The 15,638-nt window shown below is 53.7% G+C and carries 17 protein-coding genes; all 17 read right to left on the bottom strand.

Annotated elements, in window-relative coordinates:
* Positions 1-55 precede the first annotated feature (55 nt).
* Complete coding sequence (locus ACFO1S_RS21010) at positions 56-1,159, bottom strand: metallophosphoesterase (RefSeq protein ID WP_204601489.1); 1,104 nt, start codon at positions 1,157-1,159, stop codon at positions 56-58.
* A gap of 66 nt (positions 1,160-1,225) precedes the next feature.
* The gene (locus tag ACFO1S_RS21005; protein ID WP_204601488.1) at positions 1,226-1,540 is read right to left on the bottom strand and encodes a hypothetical protein; all 315 of its coding nucleotides are present in this window, start codon (positions 1,538-1,540) and stop codon (positions 1,226-1,228) included.
* A 44-nt stretch (positions 1,541-1,584) separates the two neighbouring features.
* Positions 1,585-2,214, bottom strand: coding sequence for a response regulator (locus tag ACFO1S_RS21000; RefSeq protein WP_204601487.1), 630 nt, complete (start codon positions 2,212-2,214; stop codon positions 1,585-1,587).
* The gene (locus tag ACFO1S_RS20995) at positions 2,211-3,542 is read right to left on the bottom strand and encodes a sensor histidine kinase (protein ID WP_204601562.1); all 1,332 of its coding nucleotides are present in this window, start codon (positions 3,540-3,542) and stop codon (positions 2,211-2,213) included. Before ACFO1S_RS20995 ends, ACFO1S_RS21000 begins: the two co-directional genes overlap by 4 nt.
* A 181-nt stretch (positions 3,543-3,723) precedes the next feature.
* On the bottom strand, positions 3,724-4,605 hold the full coding sequence (gene ylqF, locus ACFO1S_RS20990) for a ribosome biogenesis GTPase YlqF (RefSeq protein WP_204601486.1): 882 nt from the start codon (positions 4,603-4,605) through the stop codon (positions 3,724-3,726).
* A gap of 54 nt (positions 4,606-4,659) precedes the next feature.
* Complete coding sequence (gene lepB, locus ACFO1S_RS20985; protein WP_204601485.1) at positions 4,660-5,394, bottom strand: signal peptidase I; 735 nt, start codon at positions 5,392-5,394, stop codon at positions 4,660-4,662.
* A 77-nt stretch (positions 5,395-5,471) separates the two neighbouring features.
* Entirely contained in the window at positions 5,472-5,816 is a 345-nt protein-coding gene (rplS, locus tag ACFO1S_RS20980; RefSeq protein WP_116059487.1) for a 50S ribosomal protein L19, read from the bottom strand.
* A gap of 178 nt (positions 5,817-5,994) precedes the next feature.
* Positions 5,995-6,771, bottom strand: a complete 777-nt coding sequence (gene trmD, locus ACFO1S_RS20975; RefSeq protein ID WP_204601484.1) for a tRNA (guanosine(37)-N1)-methyltransferase TrmD — start codon at positions 6,769-6,771, stop codon at positions 5,995-5,997.
* Between the two features lies 1 nt (position 6,772).
* Positions 6,773-7,294 carry a ribosome maturation factor RimM gene (rimM, locus tag ACFO1S_RS20970; RefSeq protein ID WP_204601483.1) on the bottom strand — a complete coding sequence of 174 codons (522 nt, stop codon included), beginning with the start codon at positions 7,292-7,294 and terminating at the stop codon, positions 6,773-6,775.
* A 265-nt stretch (positions 7,295-7,559) separates the two neighbouring features.
* Entirely contained in the window at positions 7,560-7,793 is a 234-nt protein-coding gene (locus ACFO1S_RS20965; protein WP_204601482.1) for a KH domain-containing protein, read from the bottom strand.
* 26 nt (positions 7,794-7,819) lie between these two features.
* On the bottom strand, positions 7,820-8,092 hold the full coding sequence (rpsP, locus tag ACFO1S_RS20960; RefSeq protein WP_169279707.1) for a 30S ribosomal protein S16: 273 nt from the start codon (positions 8,090-8,092) through the stop codon (positions 7,820-7,822).
* Positions 8,093-8,144: 52 nt separating this feature from the next.
* Positions 8,145-9,530 (bottom strand): signal recognition particle protein, encoded by a 1,386-nt coding sequence (ffh, locus tag ACFO1S_RS20955; protein ID WP_204601481.1) that lies wholly within the window; start codon positions 9,528-9,530, stop codon positions 8,145-8,147.
* A 71-nt stretch (positions 9,531-9,601) separates the two neighbouring features.
* The gene (gene ylxM / locus ACFO1S_RS20950; RefSeq protein ID WP_204601561.1) at positions 9,602-9,952 is read right to left on the bottom strand and encodes a YlxM family DNA-binding protein; all 351 of its coding nucleotides are present in this window, start codon (positions 9,950-9,952) and stop codon (positions 9,602-9,604) included.
* A gap of 216 nt (positions 9,953-10,168) precedes the next feature.
* Positions 10,169-12,823, bottom strand: a complete 2,655-nt coding sequence (locus ACFO1S_RS20945) for an ABC transporter permease (protein WP_204601480.1) — start codon at positions 12,821-12,823, stop codon at positions 10,169-10,171.
* Positions 12,820-13,506 carry an ABC transporter ATP-binding protein gene (locus ACFO1S_RS20940; protein ID WP_204601479.1) on the bottom strand — a complete coding sequence of 229 codons (687 nt, stop codon included), beginning with the start codon at positions 13,504-13,506 and terminating at the stop codon, positions 12,820-12,822. The genes ACFO1S_RS20945 and ACFO1S_RS20940 overlap by 4 nt, the downstream gene beginning before the upstream one ends.
* 105 nt (positions 13,507-13,611) lie before the next feature.
* Positions 13,612-14,856: a HAMP domain-containing sensor histidine kinase gene (locus ACFO1S_RS20935; protein WP_204601478.1), complete on the bottom strand. Its 1,245-nt coding sequence runs from the start codon at positions 14,854-14,856 to the stop codon at positions 13,612-13,614.
* A 3-nt stretch (positions 14,857-14,859) separates the two neighbouring features.
* A complete protein-coding gene (locus ACFO1S_RS20930; RefSeq protein ID WP_204601477.1) occupies positions 14,860-15,555 on the bottom strand; it encodes a response regulator transcription factor in 696 nt (231 codons plus the stop codon).
* Positions 15,556-15,638 lie beyond the last annotated feature (83 nt).

Here is a 15,638-nt window from a genome sequence, read left to right as displayed (position 1 = left end):
TCGTCAAAAAAAAAGCATCCCTTGGCGGGATGCGCGGGATAAAGCTATCGGTCGATTACCCGTTGAAGGACGCTTGAATGAGTACGATTTCGGCGCGGGAGCCGATGCGGATCGGCGGCCCCCAGAAGCCGTAGCCGGAAGAGACGATCGTATGCAATTGCTCCTTGCGGAGATACCCCCAATCGTTCTCGTAGATTTGCTTCGTGATGAGATTCGCGGGCGCTATCTGTCCGCGATGAGTATGACCGGATACCACGAGGTCAATGCCGAGCTCTTGGGCGATCTCGAATTCTCTGGGCTGATGATCCAGCAGGATGATCGGCTTGTCCTGATCGACGTCTGCCGTCAGGCTCGCCAGATCCGTCCGCGATTTGTCGCTGTAATCCTTGCGGCCGACAAGCGTCAACCCTTCCGCCGCTTCCACGGTTTCATCATACAGCACCTGCATTCCGCTTTCTTCGAGCAGCTCGATCAGCTCCTGCATTTCTCCGTTGAACTTGTCGTGGTTGCCCAGCGAAGCGTATACGCCGTAAGGAGCTTCGATCTGCGCCAATATTTCTCCGATCCCCTTCTCCTTATACGGCACGATATCGTCGTCGATGATGTCGCCGGGAAACAGGACGATGTCCGGCTTCAGCGCATTGATCTCCTCAACCATGCGTTGCGCATGCCTTTTGCCCGACAAGTAGCCGAAGTGCATGTCCGAAGCCATGACGATATTCAGCTTTCCGCTCTCGGGTCCCTTCTTGTCCAGTTCAATTTCATATGTGCGTACTACCGGACTATAGGCGTTATAGCTTCCATACCCGATAAGAGTCGCGAGCAAAACAAGCGTAACCGCTCCCGCGATCTTCTGCACAGCATGCCGAGGCAACGAGGTAAGTCTGGTCAGCCACAGGATAAGATGCACGATGGGAAGAAGCAGCAAGAGCAAGCTGAACATAGCCAGCCAGTACGAACCGATGACGTTCAGAATGGCGGAGCCCGGGAATACCCTTGCAAGGATAAAGGAGCTGGCCAGAAAAGCTACAATCGCAATGTAAAACCAACGGAACCTGCGCGATACGGACGGCCTCATCCAAGACCAGCCGCTCCAGCCGATATAGAACACGATCAAGGCATAAATGATGACGAATGCAATACCTACAGCTATAAACATAACGCTCTCCTTATCTCCATAATTCCCATGATGAGTGAGGGCCAAGCTCTAGCCCTCGGCCCTGTTTTATCGTAACACGGCCGCCATCCCGATGCCAGTCCGCCTTGCGGCCATCGCAAAGCCGATGGCCGGCAGCCGACTCGTCCAGCCTTCGAAACAAAGGGCCGCCCCGAGCGTCATTCGACGACGGGGCGACCCTGCCTGACGCTGCAGAGAAGAGGTCGCGCAGCGCCCTTGCCCTGCGTGACGAAGCCTATTGCGCAGCTGCGGCACAATCGTTCTTTCATCGTATCGCCGTCTGCCGCCCGATATCGATACGAGCGTATGGAAGAAAGATAGATAGAGTTGCCCGATCGGGCGCGCGGTTTTAGTTCCATTCATGTCGTCTTGTTCCCCCGCCTTTCCTGCCAACGTTGCTTCGCACGCTAGCGCAGTCCCTTCCGCCGTACTTTCTCTATAGCCTCCTTGCTGCTCCTGACCCCCAGCTTCTTCAATATTTTGTTCACCTGATTTTTGAGCGTGCTCTCGGCCTTGAACAGCTTGCGCTCGATTTGCGGCTGCGAATACCCTTCCTCCAGCAGCTCGTACACTTCCCGCTCCGCGGGCGTCAGCTCCTTGAGCTGCTCCTCGCGCTTGAGTCTGGCGAATTCCTTAAGCAAGGCCTCCATCGCGGCAGGATGATGATGGGCGCTGCGAATCGCCTGCGGAATCTCTTTGTAGCGGGACTTCTCCACATAATTAATCGCCCCGGCCGTGAAGGCCTGGGTCATCGCGCTTTCTTCGCCGATCGAGGTCAGCATGATGATCTTGGCGGCATGCCGCTCATGAATATCCGCCGCGACGCGAATGCCTTCCATTCCGCCTTCGGTCAGCTGAATATCGACGAGCGCCACGTCGAACGCCAGCGTCTCGGCCAGACGAGCCGCTTCATCGGCACTCATCGCCGCCCCGACGACCAGCATATCCGACTCGTAATTCAGGAACGCCGTCATCGCCTTGATCCAGTCCGGATCGTCTTCCACGAGCAGCACCCGGATCTGTTCGTTATTCGTCATCCCTTCTCCCCCTTGCTTGCTCCCAGCGGAAAATGTAACTCGACGCTCGTACCTTCTCCGACGCGGCTCTTTACCGATATCGTCCCGCCGCTTTTGCGCATCACCTGATAGACGTAGGACAGGCCTAGACCGAAGTTGCGGCTGCTTCCCTTCGTGCTGAAGAAAGGGTCGTAGATGCGGGGGAGCGCCTCCTTGGGAATGCCTGTCCCTGTATCCATAACGGAAAGAATCGCGTTTGCCCCCTTCTTTCCTGCCGCGAGCGTCACTCGAATCTCTCCTCCGTCCCTCATCGCCTCCGCCGCATTCGTCAGCAGGTTGCCGATCGCTTCCGCCAGATGCACCGGATCGCACAGCAGCGTCGGCCTGATGCGATACTCCGTGCGGACCTGTATCGCGCCGCGTTCCAGAAGCTCCCGATGTCTTCGGACACATTCGTCCACGATCAGATCCAGTCGGCAGACTTGCATATTAAGTACGATATCCTTCGTACGGCTATGAATCCGGTCCACCATCTCCAGCATGTGGTCGGCCGAATCGGAGATGATGCGAAGGCTTTGCCCGGATAGCTCGTCCTCCCGCGGAAGCGCCCTGCGCAAATTATCGGCGCTGACGGCAATTTTGCCGAGCTCGTTTTTGAGCGTATGATTCAACAATCGGGTCCCCTGGGTGACTGCTTTCATCGTATCGTCAAGCGGGTCGCGCTCAATCCGCAGCCGAAACCCCAGAACCCCGTAGACGAAAACGCTCAGCACACCGACCACGAACGAATAAATCAGAAAGTAGGACACATATTCGAAAAATTCGAACTCCGGGTACCAGGCTTTTGCAATATAGATGAAAATCAGCACGCTTAATAAAGTCGGAACGAAAATAGCGGTTGTAATCAGCCTGTTTTTGCGCTTGCCCGGACTTCTCTCCCGAAGAAGGGAGACGATTAACAGCACGCAGCTCCCTGAGTAATAGGGCAGCGCCCAAGCCAGCAGCCAGCCGTAATGCAGCTCCAGCTCTGGAGAGAACGGCGTAAACGCCGCAGTCGCAACAATCGGAAGCAGCAGAATTCCCTTCAGCGCGGCCAAGAGCCTCCTCTTAACCGGAAGACCTGAGTAAACCATGCAAAATACGACCACCGCATACGGGGTAATCGTCAAATTCATGAATTCCACGGCGTTCGCCCATCCCGAGTGCCCGGAAGCCCGCAGCTCGTCGACCAGCCCCCCGATGGACGAGAATACGAGGAAGATGGCCGCCCATCGATTTACCGGGCTTCGCGGCTGGCTCAGAAACAAAATCAACGCCGCCGTCAGCAGCGCTGCGAAATAATAGAGCATATCGTGACCTTCCTGCTGTAGGATATACACGTAATTTAACACATTTACAGGCTAAGGAACACGAGCTTTCGTTTTCTCCGGCGTTCCTCGCCGCCCGATAGGAAAGAGACCTTTCCACAGGCGCCCAGTACGGCCGCTGCGGAAAGGTCTCTTTCAAGGGGGGGGCGCACCGGGGCTGGCGCTACGCCAGCTCCCCTGTCGCGTCCGGACGCTCCAGCGTCATTCGTCCAAGCTTGCCGGATCTCAGGTCTCTCAGCAGAACCGTCGCCGCCTTCTCGTAATCGACATGGCCTCCGCTGACGATACAGCCTCTGCGCTTGCCGATGCTCTCCAGCACCTCGACCGCCGTCTGCATATCCGGCAGCTCCGAAGGCAATTCCGTCAAGCCGTAGCGCTCGCCCAGCACCGTCCCATACTCCTCGACCAGCACCTTCAGCACGAAGCAGGCAACCTCGTCGAGATGGAGAACGTCCTCTTTGATCGCGCCGGTCGCAGCCAAGCGAAACCCGACGATCGGATCATCGAACTTGGGCCAGAGAATACCCGGAGTGTCTAGCAGCTCCAGCTCGCCTCCGAAGCGAATCCATTGCTGTCCTTTCGTTACGCCCGGGCGATCGCCTGTCTGCGCAATATTGCGGCCTGCCAGACGGTTAATCAACGTCGACTTCCCTACGTTAGGAATCCCGACGATCAACGCGCGAATGGGCCGGGGCTTCATTCCCTTGGCGAGCTGCCGGTCAATCTTCTCCTTCAGCAGCTCCTTCGACTTGCCGGCCAATTCTTTGACGCCCGAGCCGGCATTCGCATCGATGGCATGTACGGCCAAGCCCTTGTCGCGAAAATATCGGCTCCATTCCGCCGTCTGCTCCGGGTCCGCCAGATCCGCTTTGTTCAACAGCACAAGCCGGGGCTTCGATCCGGTAATTTCATCCACCATCGGATTGCGGCTCGAAGCCGGAATACGCGCGTCCAGCAGCTCGAACACGACGTCAATCAGCTTCAGCTTCTCTTCGATTTGTCGTCTCGCCCGGGTCATATGACCGGGAAACCATTGAATCGTCACGTCTCGTTGCCTCCTTTGCATATAGAAATGCGAGGGGCTTCCCCCTCGCCGGCGTTAATGATTTACGAATTTGAAATCCTTGATCGGCCAGAAGATCAGATCCGCCCGACCGACGATTCGATCCGTGGAGATGTAGCCGATCATTCTGCTGTCCTCGCTGTTCGGACGATTGTCTCCCATGACGAACACCGTACCCTCGGGAACAACTCCCTCCGGGAATTTGGTATTCGGGAAGTTGGAACGATCGCCGTCATAACGGTTGTACAGAGTGCCTTGCGCATGCGCTTGATCGTATGCATCCCTTAAGTAAGTCTCATCCAACGGTTCCCCGTTTATGTATACCTGGTCTCCTTCAACCTTTACCGTCTCGCCCGGCAGCGCGATAACCCGTTTGATGAAATCGCGTCCTTCCTCCGGAACGTGGAACACGATAACCTCGCCCCGCTTGGGCGCGCGTATGTCATAGATGATTTTGTTCACGATGATTCGCTCGCGGTCCCAGAAGTTAGGCTCCATCGACGGACCGTCCACGATAAAGGGACTGACGAGAAACCAGCGAATAACAAGGACGAGAACGCCCGCGATCGCCAGCGCCTTAATCCATTCGACAAGCTCGTTGCCCTTGGGCTTTTTTCGTTTGTTTCTCCGGCTCAGCACGGAATCTCCGGCTTCAGAGGAAGCACGGAAAGGATTGCCCGTCCCGTCTTCGCGGTTTGTTCTTTCAGCCGAATCCGACCTTGCCTCCAGCTCGGTCGATTCGTCTGGTTTGGAATTGGAATTGTTGTCCATTCGTAATCGCCTCTAGCTTTCTGGTATAAAATGCAAAAAGGAGGACTTGAACGTCGCCAAGCCCTCCTCTGTGTCCATTATCGAATTTCTTTAATACGGGCTGCCTTACCGCGCAGATTGCGAAGGTAGTACAGTTTCGCGCGGCGAACTTTACCGCGGCGAGCGACTTCGATTTTCTCAAGACGCGGGGAATGCACCGGGAAGGCACGTTCTACGCCAACGCCATACGAGATTTTACGGACCGTGAATGTTTCGCTGATTCCGCCGCCGCGGCGCTTGATAACGACGCCTTCGAACAGCTGAACGCGCTCACGGGAACCCTCGACGACTTTTACGTACACTTTAAGCGTGTCGCCAGGACGGAAGCTAGGGATGTCCTTGCGCAGCTGCTCTTGCGTGATCGCTTGAATAAGATTGCTCATTGCGTGTTCACTCCTTCCATAACAGACGTTCGTACCCCGCTCCCCGGCGCCTTGTCGGCCGGATCTTGGCGTGCAGAGGACCGTCCTACTCGAACTGCGTTTCATCTGATCGCATAAGCAATCAAAGACAAAACAACATTTGAAATTCTATCATATTCGCGAGAAAAATACAACTATCTCAACGATTTTTTGCCGTATTCTCCCTTTCCGCCTGCAAAGCCCTCAGCCAATTGCGCTCCTCTGCCGTCAGCTCCGCCTGCTCCAGCAGCTCCGGGCGTCGTTCCAGCGTCCGCTCCAGCGACTGTCTCCGACGCCACTTGTCAATCTCGGCATGGTGGCCCGATAGCAGCGCGTCAGGCACCTTCCAGCCTCTGAACTCCGCCGGACGGGTATAATGCGGATATTCCAGCAGCCCGTCGCTGAACGAGTCGGTAATCGCCGATTGCTCGTTGCCCAATACTCCCGGCAGCAGTCGGACGACCGCATCCACGACAACCATAGCCGGCAGTTCGCCGCCCGTAAGCACATAGTCCCCGACAGAGAGTTCGTCCGTAACCAGATGCTCTCTGATGCGCTCGTCGTACCCCTCGTAATGACCGCAGATGAAGATCAGATGCTTCTCCGAGGACAGCTCCCGAGCGAGCGACTGGGAGAATGGCTTTCCCTGCGGACACATCAATATAATTCGCGGCTTGACGGCCTCCGTCTCCCTAGCTTCGGCGCTCCCCTCAAGCAGATGCTCTACCGCGCCGAAGATCGGTTCCGCCTTCAGCACCATTCCGCCGCCGCCGCCGTAAGGCATATCGTCGACCGTATTATGCTTATTGTTCGCAAAATCGCGAAAATTAAGCGTATTCAGCGATACGATTCCTTTGTCGTTCGCTTTCCCCAATATGCTTGACCCGAAGACGCCCGTGAACATCTCCGGAAACAGCGTAAGTACGTCTATTCGCATGCTAGAGCAATCCTTCCATGAGATGCACCTTGACTTTGCGAGCCGCGATGTCGACGTCCAATACGACGTCATCGATGACCGGCAGCAGCAGCTCTTTGCCCTTCGGCAGGCCGACTACCCAAATATCGTTCGCACCGGGGGACAGTACATCCGTAATCCGGCCAAGAGCTTCGCCCTCCTCTGTCACGACCTCGCACCCGACAATATCCCGGAGATAGTATTCCCCTTCCTCCAGCGGCACCCGTTCGTCATCCGCAACCTTCAGCTCCCAGCCTTTGTACTGCTCCACCTGGTTAATGCTGTCGAAGCCCCGAACTCGAACGATATACATCTTCTTCTGCTCGCGGGCAGCGACGATCTCGATCGTGATCGGCTCTCCGGCTTCCGGAGGCACCATCAACAGCTTACTGCCCGGCTTGAAGCGGATTTCCGGGAAATCCGTCTGCGGCCATATCTTAAGCTCTCCCTTGATCCCGTGCGTATTAACAACCTTTCCAACGTTGAGCAGACGTTCTTCCGACATGGAACAAACTCCCTTCGCTTGTGCGTATCGCATAAGTACCTATAATATAGCATCGAATGCGACATTCGCAAATGTCGAGCGCCGGCGACAGGCTTCCGGGACACCGACCATGTCCGGCGGCCGAGTAAAATTCGCCTCCCCACGGTCGGCGACAGACGTTTTGTATTGCGCGATCAGATGAGGTTAAAGGAATGTTATCTTACCTTTCTGACCGTTCATGCAAAAGGCCGCAACGCGCCTGCGCACGTTACGGCCCCTAAGCCTATTATTCCGAGACAATATCCACAATGACGCGCCTCCGCTCCTTAACCGCAGCGGAAGAGACTACCGTACGTACCGCTTTAGCAATACGTCCCTGTTTGCCGATCACTTTGCCGACATCGTCGGGATGAACGGAAAGCTCGTACACCAGGCCTCTCGCGTCTTCCTTGACCTGAATCTGCACGTCTTCCGGATGATCCACAAGCGCTCGGGCAATGACCCGAATCAATTGTTCCATGGCTCAGCCCTCCGGTTAGATGGCGATTACTTCTGGAGCTTGGATTCGTGGAATTTCTTCAAAACGCCGGCTTTGCTCAGAAGGTTGCGAACGGTATCGGACGCTTGCGCGCCGTTTTGCAGCCATTTCAAAGCTTTTTCCTCGTCGATCTGTACTTGAGCCGGTTGAGCAACCGGGTTGTACAGGCCGATCTCTTCAATAAAACGGCCATCGCGCGGGGAACGGGAATCCGATACGACTACGCGATAGAATGGAGCCTTGTGGGCGCCGATCCGTTTCAAACGAATGCGAACTGACATGAACTTTCACCTCCTTGACAGAAATAAGAGCGTTCTTCGGCCGTCAAGGCTTCTAGAACGGGAATTTCATGTTATTCTTGCCCTTGCCGCCGAACATGCCTTTCAGCGCCTTCATGCCGCCTTTGGGACCCTTCGGTCCCATCATGCCCGAGAATTGCTTCATCATCTTCTTCATGTCCTCGAACTGCCTGAGCAGCCGATTGACATCGGCCAGCGTCGTTCCGCTGCCAGCCGCGATCCGCTTGCGGCGACTGTAGTTGATGATGTCGGGCTTCTTCTTCTCCGCCTTCGTCATCGACTTGGCGATCGCTTCGGTACGCGCGATCTGCTTCTCGTCGATCTTGAAATTCGGATTGCCCTTAAGCTTGTTCATGCCCGGCAGCATGTCGAGCAGCTGCTCCAGCGGCCCCATGTTGCGAACCTGCTCCATCTGCTCGAGGAAATCGTCGAAGGTAAAGTCCGCGGTGCGCATCTTGCGCTCCATCTCCGCCGCTTTCTCGGCATCTATGTTGGTCTGGGCCTTCTCGATCAACGAAAGCATATCGCCCATGCCGAGAATTCGGGAAGCCATCCGATCGGGATGGAACGCTTCAAGCTGGTCGATCTTCTCGCCTGTCGAGGCGAACTTGATCGGACAGCCCGTCACGGCTTTAACCGACAGGGCTGCACCGCCGCGCGTATCCCCGTCTAGCTTGGTGAGCACCACACCCGTCAGCGCAAGCTGCTCGTGGAAGCTCTTCGCCACATTCACCGCTTCCTGCCCCGTCATGGCATCGACCACAAGCAGCACTTCGTCGGGCTTGACTGCAGTATGGATATCCTTGATCTCCTGCATCAATTCCTCGTCGATCTGCAGGCGGCCTGCCGTATCGATCAGCACGTAATCGTTGCCTTGCTCCTTCGCGAGCTGCAAGCCCTGCTTCGCGATCTCGACGGGACTGACCTGATCGCCGAGCGAGAATACCTGCGCGCCGATCTGATCGCCCAGCACCTGCAATTGCTTGATCGCCGCAGGACGATAGATATCGCCCGCCACAAGCAACGGCTTGTGATTCTGCGACTGAAGCAGCTTGGCAAGCTTGCCGGTCAGCGTCGTCTTACCTGCGCCTTGCAAGCCGGCCATGAGAATAACGGTCGGCGGCTTGTTCGCCTTCGCCAGCTTCTCCTGCGTGCCGCCCATCAGCTCGGTCAATTCCTTGTTGACGATGTCGATGATCACCATCGCGGGCGTAAAGCTCTTCTGCACTTCCTGTCCCAGCGCGCGCTCTTTCACCTTCGCAATGAAATCCTTGACGACCTTGAAGTTAACGTCCGCTTCCAGCAGGGCCAGACGAACCTCGCGCATCGCTTCGTTAACGTCGTCCTCCGAAACCTTGCCCCGGCCCTTCAGCTTGCCGAACACGTTCTGCAGCCGGGTAGTTAATCCTTCGAATGCCATCTTCCCATCCCTCCTTCGGAACGGTAATCTCTTAAGCTCGATTCTCTATTTAAGAGGCCTCTGCGTCCGGGCTACTCCGCGCCCCGCAGCACCGCGACCGTGCCGCTCAGCGGCTCGCGCCACTCGGCCGGCAATCCGGCGATCTGTGCTTCCAGCAGATCGATGCCCGCTTGCAGGCGGCTATGCCGATCCGCCAAGCCCAGCTTGGCTTCGTAATCCTCCAGCACCTGCCCGGCCCTCTTCAAATGCTCGTAAACCGCCTGCCTGCTGATCTGAAAATCGGCCGCGATTTCTCCCAGCGTATAGTCGTCTTGAAAGTAGCATTTCAGGAACGTCTGCTGCTTGTCGGTTAGCAAAGGTCCGTAAAAATCAAACAGCACATTGATTCGGTTCGTCTTCTCCAAAGCGTTCTCCCCGTGCACAATGGCTGCTCCCTTCACTCCTCTGCCGTTTCACATTGCCTATCTTACCGAAAACAGAAAAGGATGTCAAGGGAAATACCTTAACACAAGTAAACCGGCTTCGTCATCCTTGAGTTGCGGCAGCACACGTGTTGTACTGTTGCTGTTTCTTCCTGATCGTACGAAATGCAATTGCCTTGTATACAAAGCAATTGCATTTCGCTATCCCCGCCGACTCTAGTTTTCCTTCCTTAACGAATCGACGATATTGGCTTTGTTCAGCCTGTTCATCGGCCATATCGTTGCGACGAGCGCGGTAAGAAGCGCGCCCGCAAAAGCAATGCCGACACTGCCCCAGGGAATCGCCCACTCCGTATACACCGCATCCGCGAGCAGACGGTGGGTTCCGTAGCTCAGAGCCGTCCCGATCAGAATTCCGTACGTTGCGGCGAATAAACCGTAGAAGATCCCTTCTAATATAATCATTTTGCCGATTTCCTTCTGCGTCATGCCGATAGCCTTCAGAACGGCAAACTCCTTGTTTCGCAGAATCAGATTCGTGCTCACCGTATTCAGAATGTTCAGGAAGGCGATCAAGACAATGACGCCGATAAAGCCGTAAAAAAAGAGGCTTGCGGTCGTCGCGTCGTTTTTGGCTTGCGCCAACTCCGTCACTCTGTCTCTGTAGCTGTAACCGCCGTCTTCTTTGGTTAAAGCCTGCAGATAATCCGCGATGGGCTCGTTCGGAAGATCGGAGTTGGCGAGTATGAATATTCTGGAGTAACGATCGTCTCCCGTAATCTTCGCAAATACCTCCGGCGTAGTAATGAACCCCAGAGTGGCGCTTTCATGATATCCTTTCGACAACAAATCCTGATCGGCAATGCCGACTACTGTTACCGCCTGATATTGAGCCTGGCTTCCTTCGACAGCGCGTATTTTGATTTGATCCCCGACCTTGAAGTCGGTTTGATCGATAATGAGTTTTTGGCCTTGCTCCGTTGTCATGCTTATTTTTTGAACCACGACAACCCCGTTGTCCCGGTTCATTTGCTCCTTGTCGATCGTCCCGGCCGTTAGCTTGGCTTGCAGGGCATCTAAGCCGTTATCCCCGTAGGATTGGAGGAAATTGTTGTCCGTACGATATCCATCTCCTGCTTCGACCACGTAGCGTTCTTTCCTAAGCTCGTAATATTTGGGATTAATCTTGCGCTTCGGAATGATAGCCATGGCCTGCTGATTATAGAACTTGTAGGCTTGCTGCACCGCGTCAAGGCGGAGAAGATCATCGTAGACAGAATCATGGATTCGCTTCGAGGGTCCTTCGTAGGCAATCGAATAGGAATATTGAATGCCTGATGGCGTCGTCTGCTTCAAGAAGTCGACCAGGCCGTTAAATACGATAAACAAGGTGATGCTGATTATCATAGAGAAAGCCGTAATGCGAAAACGCTTCTTGTTCCGCTGCAGGTTCCGTCTGGCAAACTGCCCCTCGAAGCCAAACAGCTTCTTAATCAGCAGGGACTTCTTGATCGAGGTGATATTCTCCGCCGGCGTGCTGCCCGAGCTTCTAATGGCCTCCATAGGGGATACCTGCGCTGCCTGTCTTGCGGGGCCGATCGCGGAGAGATAGACGGTCACAACCCCCAATAAACCGGCGATGGCCAAGATCGGCAAAGAAACAACCATTCTCATGTCATTTAGAAACCCCAATGTCAAAAAGCTGATGCCATAGAACAATATCTTCATGAAAACAGTACCCGTCAACAGACCGATGGGAATGCCGATCAAGCTCAGCAATGCCGCTTCTTTAAATACGATTTTGCGAATTTGCGCCGGCGTAGCTCCAATGCATCGAAGAATTCCAAATTGGGACACGCGCTCCAGCACGGAAATATGAAACGTATTATAAATAACCGCAACGGTGCACATCATAACAATCGCGATGATCGCGGCATAGGCCAGTATCGCACTTCTATTCACGCCTGCATAGGTGCTCTTGCCATACAGCTTTAGCAGCTCGTTGTTGTATTCCACTCTCGAATTTTGAATGCTATTATCCCGACTCAGCTCTATGGCAGAGCCTTCGTCGGAGCTGCCGATTTGCAGCGAAGATACGATTTCTTCCGTCTTCTTTTTCATTTGATCCAACGACTTCATCTTGGTGTAGACGAAGTACTTCTTCTTGGGATCGATCGACTGATTGCCATTGAAAGTGATGCCCGGGAAGATGAAGGCGGACGACCAGGTGCTGTGGCTGCTTGGCTTCATTAAGCCAACGACGGTGAACTCGCTTTGCGTCTGAGCTTGAAACGCTTCATCCAGATCCCAGCCGAAGTCGCCCATGCCGTTTATCTTTTTTTCTTTACCGGTCGATGCTGCCTTCCGGACTCCGAGATCCAGCCTGATGCGATCTCCAAGCGCCGGTTTTTTCTGAAAATGATCCAGGCTCCATGTAGACAGCATAATTTCATTCGGATTTTCCGGCAGCCTGCCCGAGTCCAGTTGCACCCGGAGCATGTTCATCGCATTCGCATCGTATCCTTTTACATTCAAGTAACGATAGGGCGCGGCGAACGGATTTTCCTGCTTTTCTTTCTCGTCGGTCGAACGGATTACCGCATATCCCTCTCGACTGATCACTCCGGCGGTTGCTATCGTCGCATTGTTGACGACTTTCGGCACAGCCTCTCCTGGAATGCTATTGAAGGAAACGTGATAGTCTCCGTAGTTGTCTATCGTCTGTCTAACCAGCTTGTCCCTGTAGCTCATGCCGATCGTGCCGATCGACGTAAGCAGCGTAACCGACAGTACAATGCCGAGTATCGTCAGCAGCGATCTTTTTTTCTGACCCCTTAAATATTTCTCTGTAAGCTCGGTATACTTGTTCAATGTCCGTCCGCCTCCTTCTGCTGCAGGAGGAGACCGTCTTCTATCTTCACGACCCGATCCGCTCTCTGGGCGACGTTAATATCGTGCGTGATCATCACAAGCGTTTGGTTGTATTTTCTGACGGAGAAGGTCAGAAGATCGACAATTTCCTTGCTGCTCTTACTATCCAGGTTTCCCGTTGGCTCATCAGCCAGTATAATAGAGGGCTTATTGATCAGGGCTCTGCCGATTGCGGTTCTTTGCTGTTGTCCGCCGGAGAGCTCAGAGGGGAGATGTCTCCTTCGCTCGGTCAGACCTAATATGCCCATTAATTCCTCAACATAATTTTCATCCGCTTTTTTGTTCTCAAGCAGCATCGGCAGCTTGATATTTTCCTCTGCGGTCAGGACCGGAATCAGATTATACGATTGAAAGATAAAGCCGATTTCGCGCCTTCTGAACAGAGCGAGCTCTTCTTCGCTTTTGGTGTAAAGCTCAACGCCATTAATGATGACTTGGCCGCCTGTCGGCCGATCCACTCCCCCGAGCAGATGCAGCAAGGAGCTTTTTCCAGAGCCGCTGGCGCCCACGATGGCCACGAATTCTCCTTTATTGACGGATAGATTGGCATTCTTCAATGCCTCAATCCTGGCTTCGGCGCTTCCATAAGCTTTGCACAAGTTAACGGTTTTCAGAATTTCCATTGGTCTTACCTCCAGGCTTTTGATTAACGATGCTTGAGGGCTATTATAAGCTTGGAAGCTTACGATAAAGTGAAGAGGAAGCTTACGTTTTCGCAAGCTTCCTCTTCACTTGTTCCCTTTCGAGAAGGAGATTCCGAATTCAGTTCCCTCTCCACGCCTGCTCGCAACGGTGATCATGCCGCCCTGGCCTTCAATGATGGACTTGGATAAAGACAAACCGATACCTATGCTGTGAGGCTTTGCTGTGTCCCTGCCTCTGTAAAATCGCTTGAAAATATGAGGCAGATCCTCTGGGGAGATCCCCTCGCCACGATCTCGAATGCTGACCGTATAAAATAATGAATTTTCCTCCAAATCAATCCGGATCTCCCCTTCTTTCGGGGTATGCTCCAGCGCATTCTTAATTAAATTAAGGAATGCCTCTGTCAGCCATTCCTCGTCCGCCTGCACGAGCATATCTTCTCCGCCGCGGACAACAATCCTCTGAGCGCCTTGCTCAGTCAACAATCGCAATGAATGTACGGCATTATCGACAATTTCTCTTAATTGTATCTCTTCCTTGCGATACAGAATCGAACCCGCTTCGACTCGAGCCAGCTTCAGCAGACTGACAATAAGCCACTCCATTCGGTCGAGCTGCTGCCGGCTTCGTTCCAGAAATGCAACCTTCATGTCCTCCTTCATCGCGGGATCGTTCAGCAGATTTTCATTGAACACAATCAACGAAGCCAGCGGAGTTTTGAGCTGATGGGAGATGTCGGAAAGCAGGTTGCGCAGAAAGGTTTTTTCTTGCTTGAGCTGTTCAAGACTATTGCTTAGTCTATCTGCCATGGCGTTGAAGCTTCGCCCTAAATAGCCAAAGTCGCCTTCATCGGATTCCGGCAACGGATTGTGATATTGACGCTCTACGACCTGCTCCGCGGCAAAGGAAATGATTCTGATCTTGCTGAATAATTTTCGATATTCCCATAGCAACAGCAGCAGCAACGGAATGGCGAAAAGCAAAATCAGGCTACCCGTTTGCATGGGCAACGCCATTCCTGCAAGCGCTGGCTGATCCTCTGCCGACATCCCCTCCTTGTAGCCGTACTGCGCCAAAATCCGTTTGCCCTCTGCGACGTCTGTTTCTTGCGCCCCCTGGGTGATATAGCGAACAATTTCATTTTCGGCTTGCGGCTGCTGCTTCAGCATATATCCGATCAGAGCCGCGTTCTGGTCAATGATCGTCTTGTTTATGCTTCCGACCTGATGATTCATATAAAGGAACATGAAGATTGACAATATCAGCTGAAAGGCAAGCATTTTGACCGCGATGGACTTCCACTCCGGATTCCGGATAACCTCAATCATGATTCATCTCCCCGATACTTCCGCGTTCCATTTGTATCCGACTCCTCGAACGGTAATGATGTATTGGGGCGCCGCGGGAACATCCTCGATCTTCTCTCTCAATCTTCTTATGTGAACCGAGAGCGTGTTGTCATCGATGAATTCTCCCGACATGTCCCACAGATTGCCGAGGATAGCGGTTCTGCTGCAGATCTGCTTGGGGTGGGTGATCAGCATCAACAACAGCCGATATTCCAGCGCCGTCAATATCAGCTCCTTATTGTTTTTGAAGACGGTTCCTTCAAGCACCCGTACCTGAATATCATCGGATTTCCATACATTCGCTTCTTCCATATTCACAGGATTGCGCCTTAATACGGCTTTCATTCTGGAGAGAAGCTCTTTGGTGCGGATCGGCTTGGTCATATAATCATCCGCCCCGAGGTCTAGTCCGGCAACCACGTTAGCCTCCTCATCCAAAGCCGTCAGGAAGATAATCGGAACCTGAGACGCTCTCCGGATTTCCTTGCATAATTCATAGCCCGAGCCATCCGGCAAATTGACGTCTAGCAAAACAAGATCGACGTCACCTGCCTCCAGCGCCTTTCTGGCCTCTTCTAGGCTAGCGGCAAGAATAACAGTATACCCTTCGCCGGATAAGGTGTATTCAATGCCGAATACCAGATTCGCATCATCTTCAACCAGCAATATTCGTTTCATCGCGCACCTCATCCTACGAAATTACTTTGCAGTATAGCTTTATTATACCTCAGCGGAGCATAAAAAAAGACGACCCCTAGCGA

Origin of the sequence: Cohnella boryungensis (assembly GCF_042651945.1) — a bacterium.
GTDB lineage: Bacteria > Bacillota > Bacilli > Paenibacillales > Paenibacillaceae > Cohnella > Cohnella boryungensis.
The sequence above is the reverse complement of the archived record's forward strand: the minus strand, read 5'-3'. Positions and strand labels throughout refer to the sequence as shown.

Coding starts and splice junctions, on each gene's coding strand:
- ACFO1S_RS21010 (WP_204601489.1), bottom strand. CDS start 1,159: ATGTTTATAGCTGTAGGTATTGCATTCGTCATCATTTATGCCTTGATC.
- ACFO1S_RS21005 (WP_204601488.1), bottom strand. CDS start 1,540: ATGAATGGAACTAAAACCGCGCGCCCGATCGGGCAACTCTATCTATCT.
- ACFO1S_RS20940 (WP_204601479.1), bottom strand. CDS start 13,506: ATGGAAATTCTGAAAACCGTTAACTTGTGCAAAGCTTATGGAAGCGCC.
- lepB (WP_204601485.1), bottom strand. CDS start 5,394: ATGGACAACAATTCCAATTCCAAACCAGACGAATCGACCGAGCTGGAG.
- rplS (WP_116059487.1), bottom strand. CDS start 5,816: ATGAGCAATCTTATTCAAGCGATCACGCAAGAGCAGCTGCGCAAGGAC.
- ffh (WP_204601481.1), bottom strand. CDS start 9,530: ATGGCATTCGAAGGATTAACTACCCGGCTGCAGAACGTGTTCGGCAAG.
- rimM (WP_204601483.1), bottom strand. CDS start 7,294: ATGTCGGAAGAACGTCTGCTCAACGTTGGAAAGGTTGTTAATACGCAC.
- ACFO1S_RS20965 (WP_204601482.1), bottom strand. CDS start 7,793: ATGGAACAATTGATTCGGGTCATTGCCCGAGCGCTTGTGGATCATCCG.
- ACFO1S_RS21000 (WP_204601487.1), bottom strand. CDS start 2,214: ATGACGAATAACGAACAGATCCGGGTGCTGCTCGTGGAAGACGATCCG.
- rpsP (WP_169279707.1), bottom strand. CDS start 8,092: ATGTCAGTTCGCATTCGTTTGAAACGGATCGGCGCCCACAAGGCTCCA.
- ACFO1S_RS20995 (WP_204601562.1), bottom strand. CDS start 3,542: ATGCTCTATTATTTCGCAGCGCTGCTGACGGCGGCGTTGATTTTGTTT.
- ACFO1S_RS20935 (WP_204601478.1), bottom strand. CDS start 14,856: ATGATTGAGGTTATCCGGAATCCGGAGTGGAAGTCCATCGCGGTCAAA.
- trmD (WP_204601484.1), bottom strand. CDS start 6,771: ATGCGAATAGACGTACTTACGCTGTTTCCGGAGATGTTCACGGGCGTC.
- ACFO1S_RS20930 (WP_204601477.1), bottom strand. CDS start 15,555: ATGAAACGAATATTGCTGGTTGAAGATGATGCGAATCTGGTATTCGGC.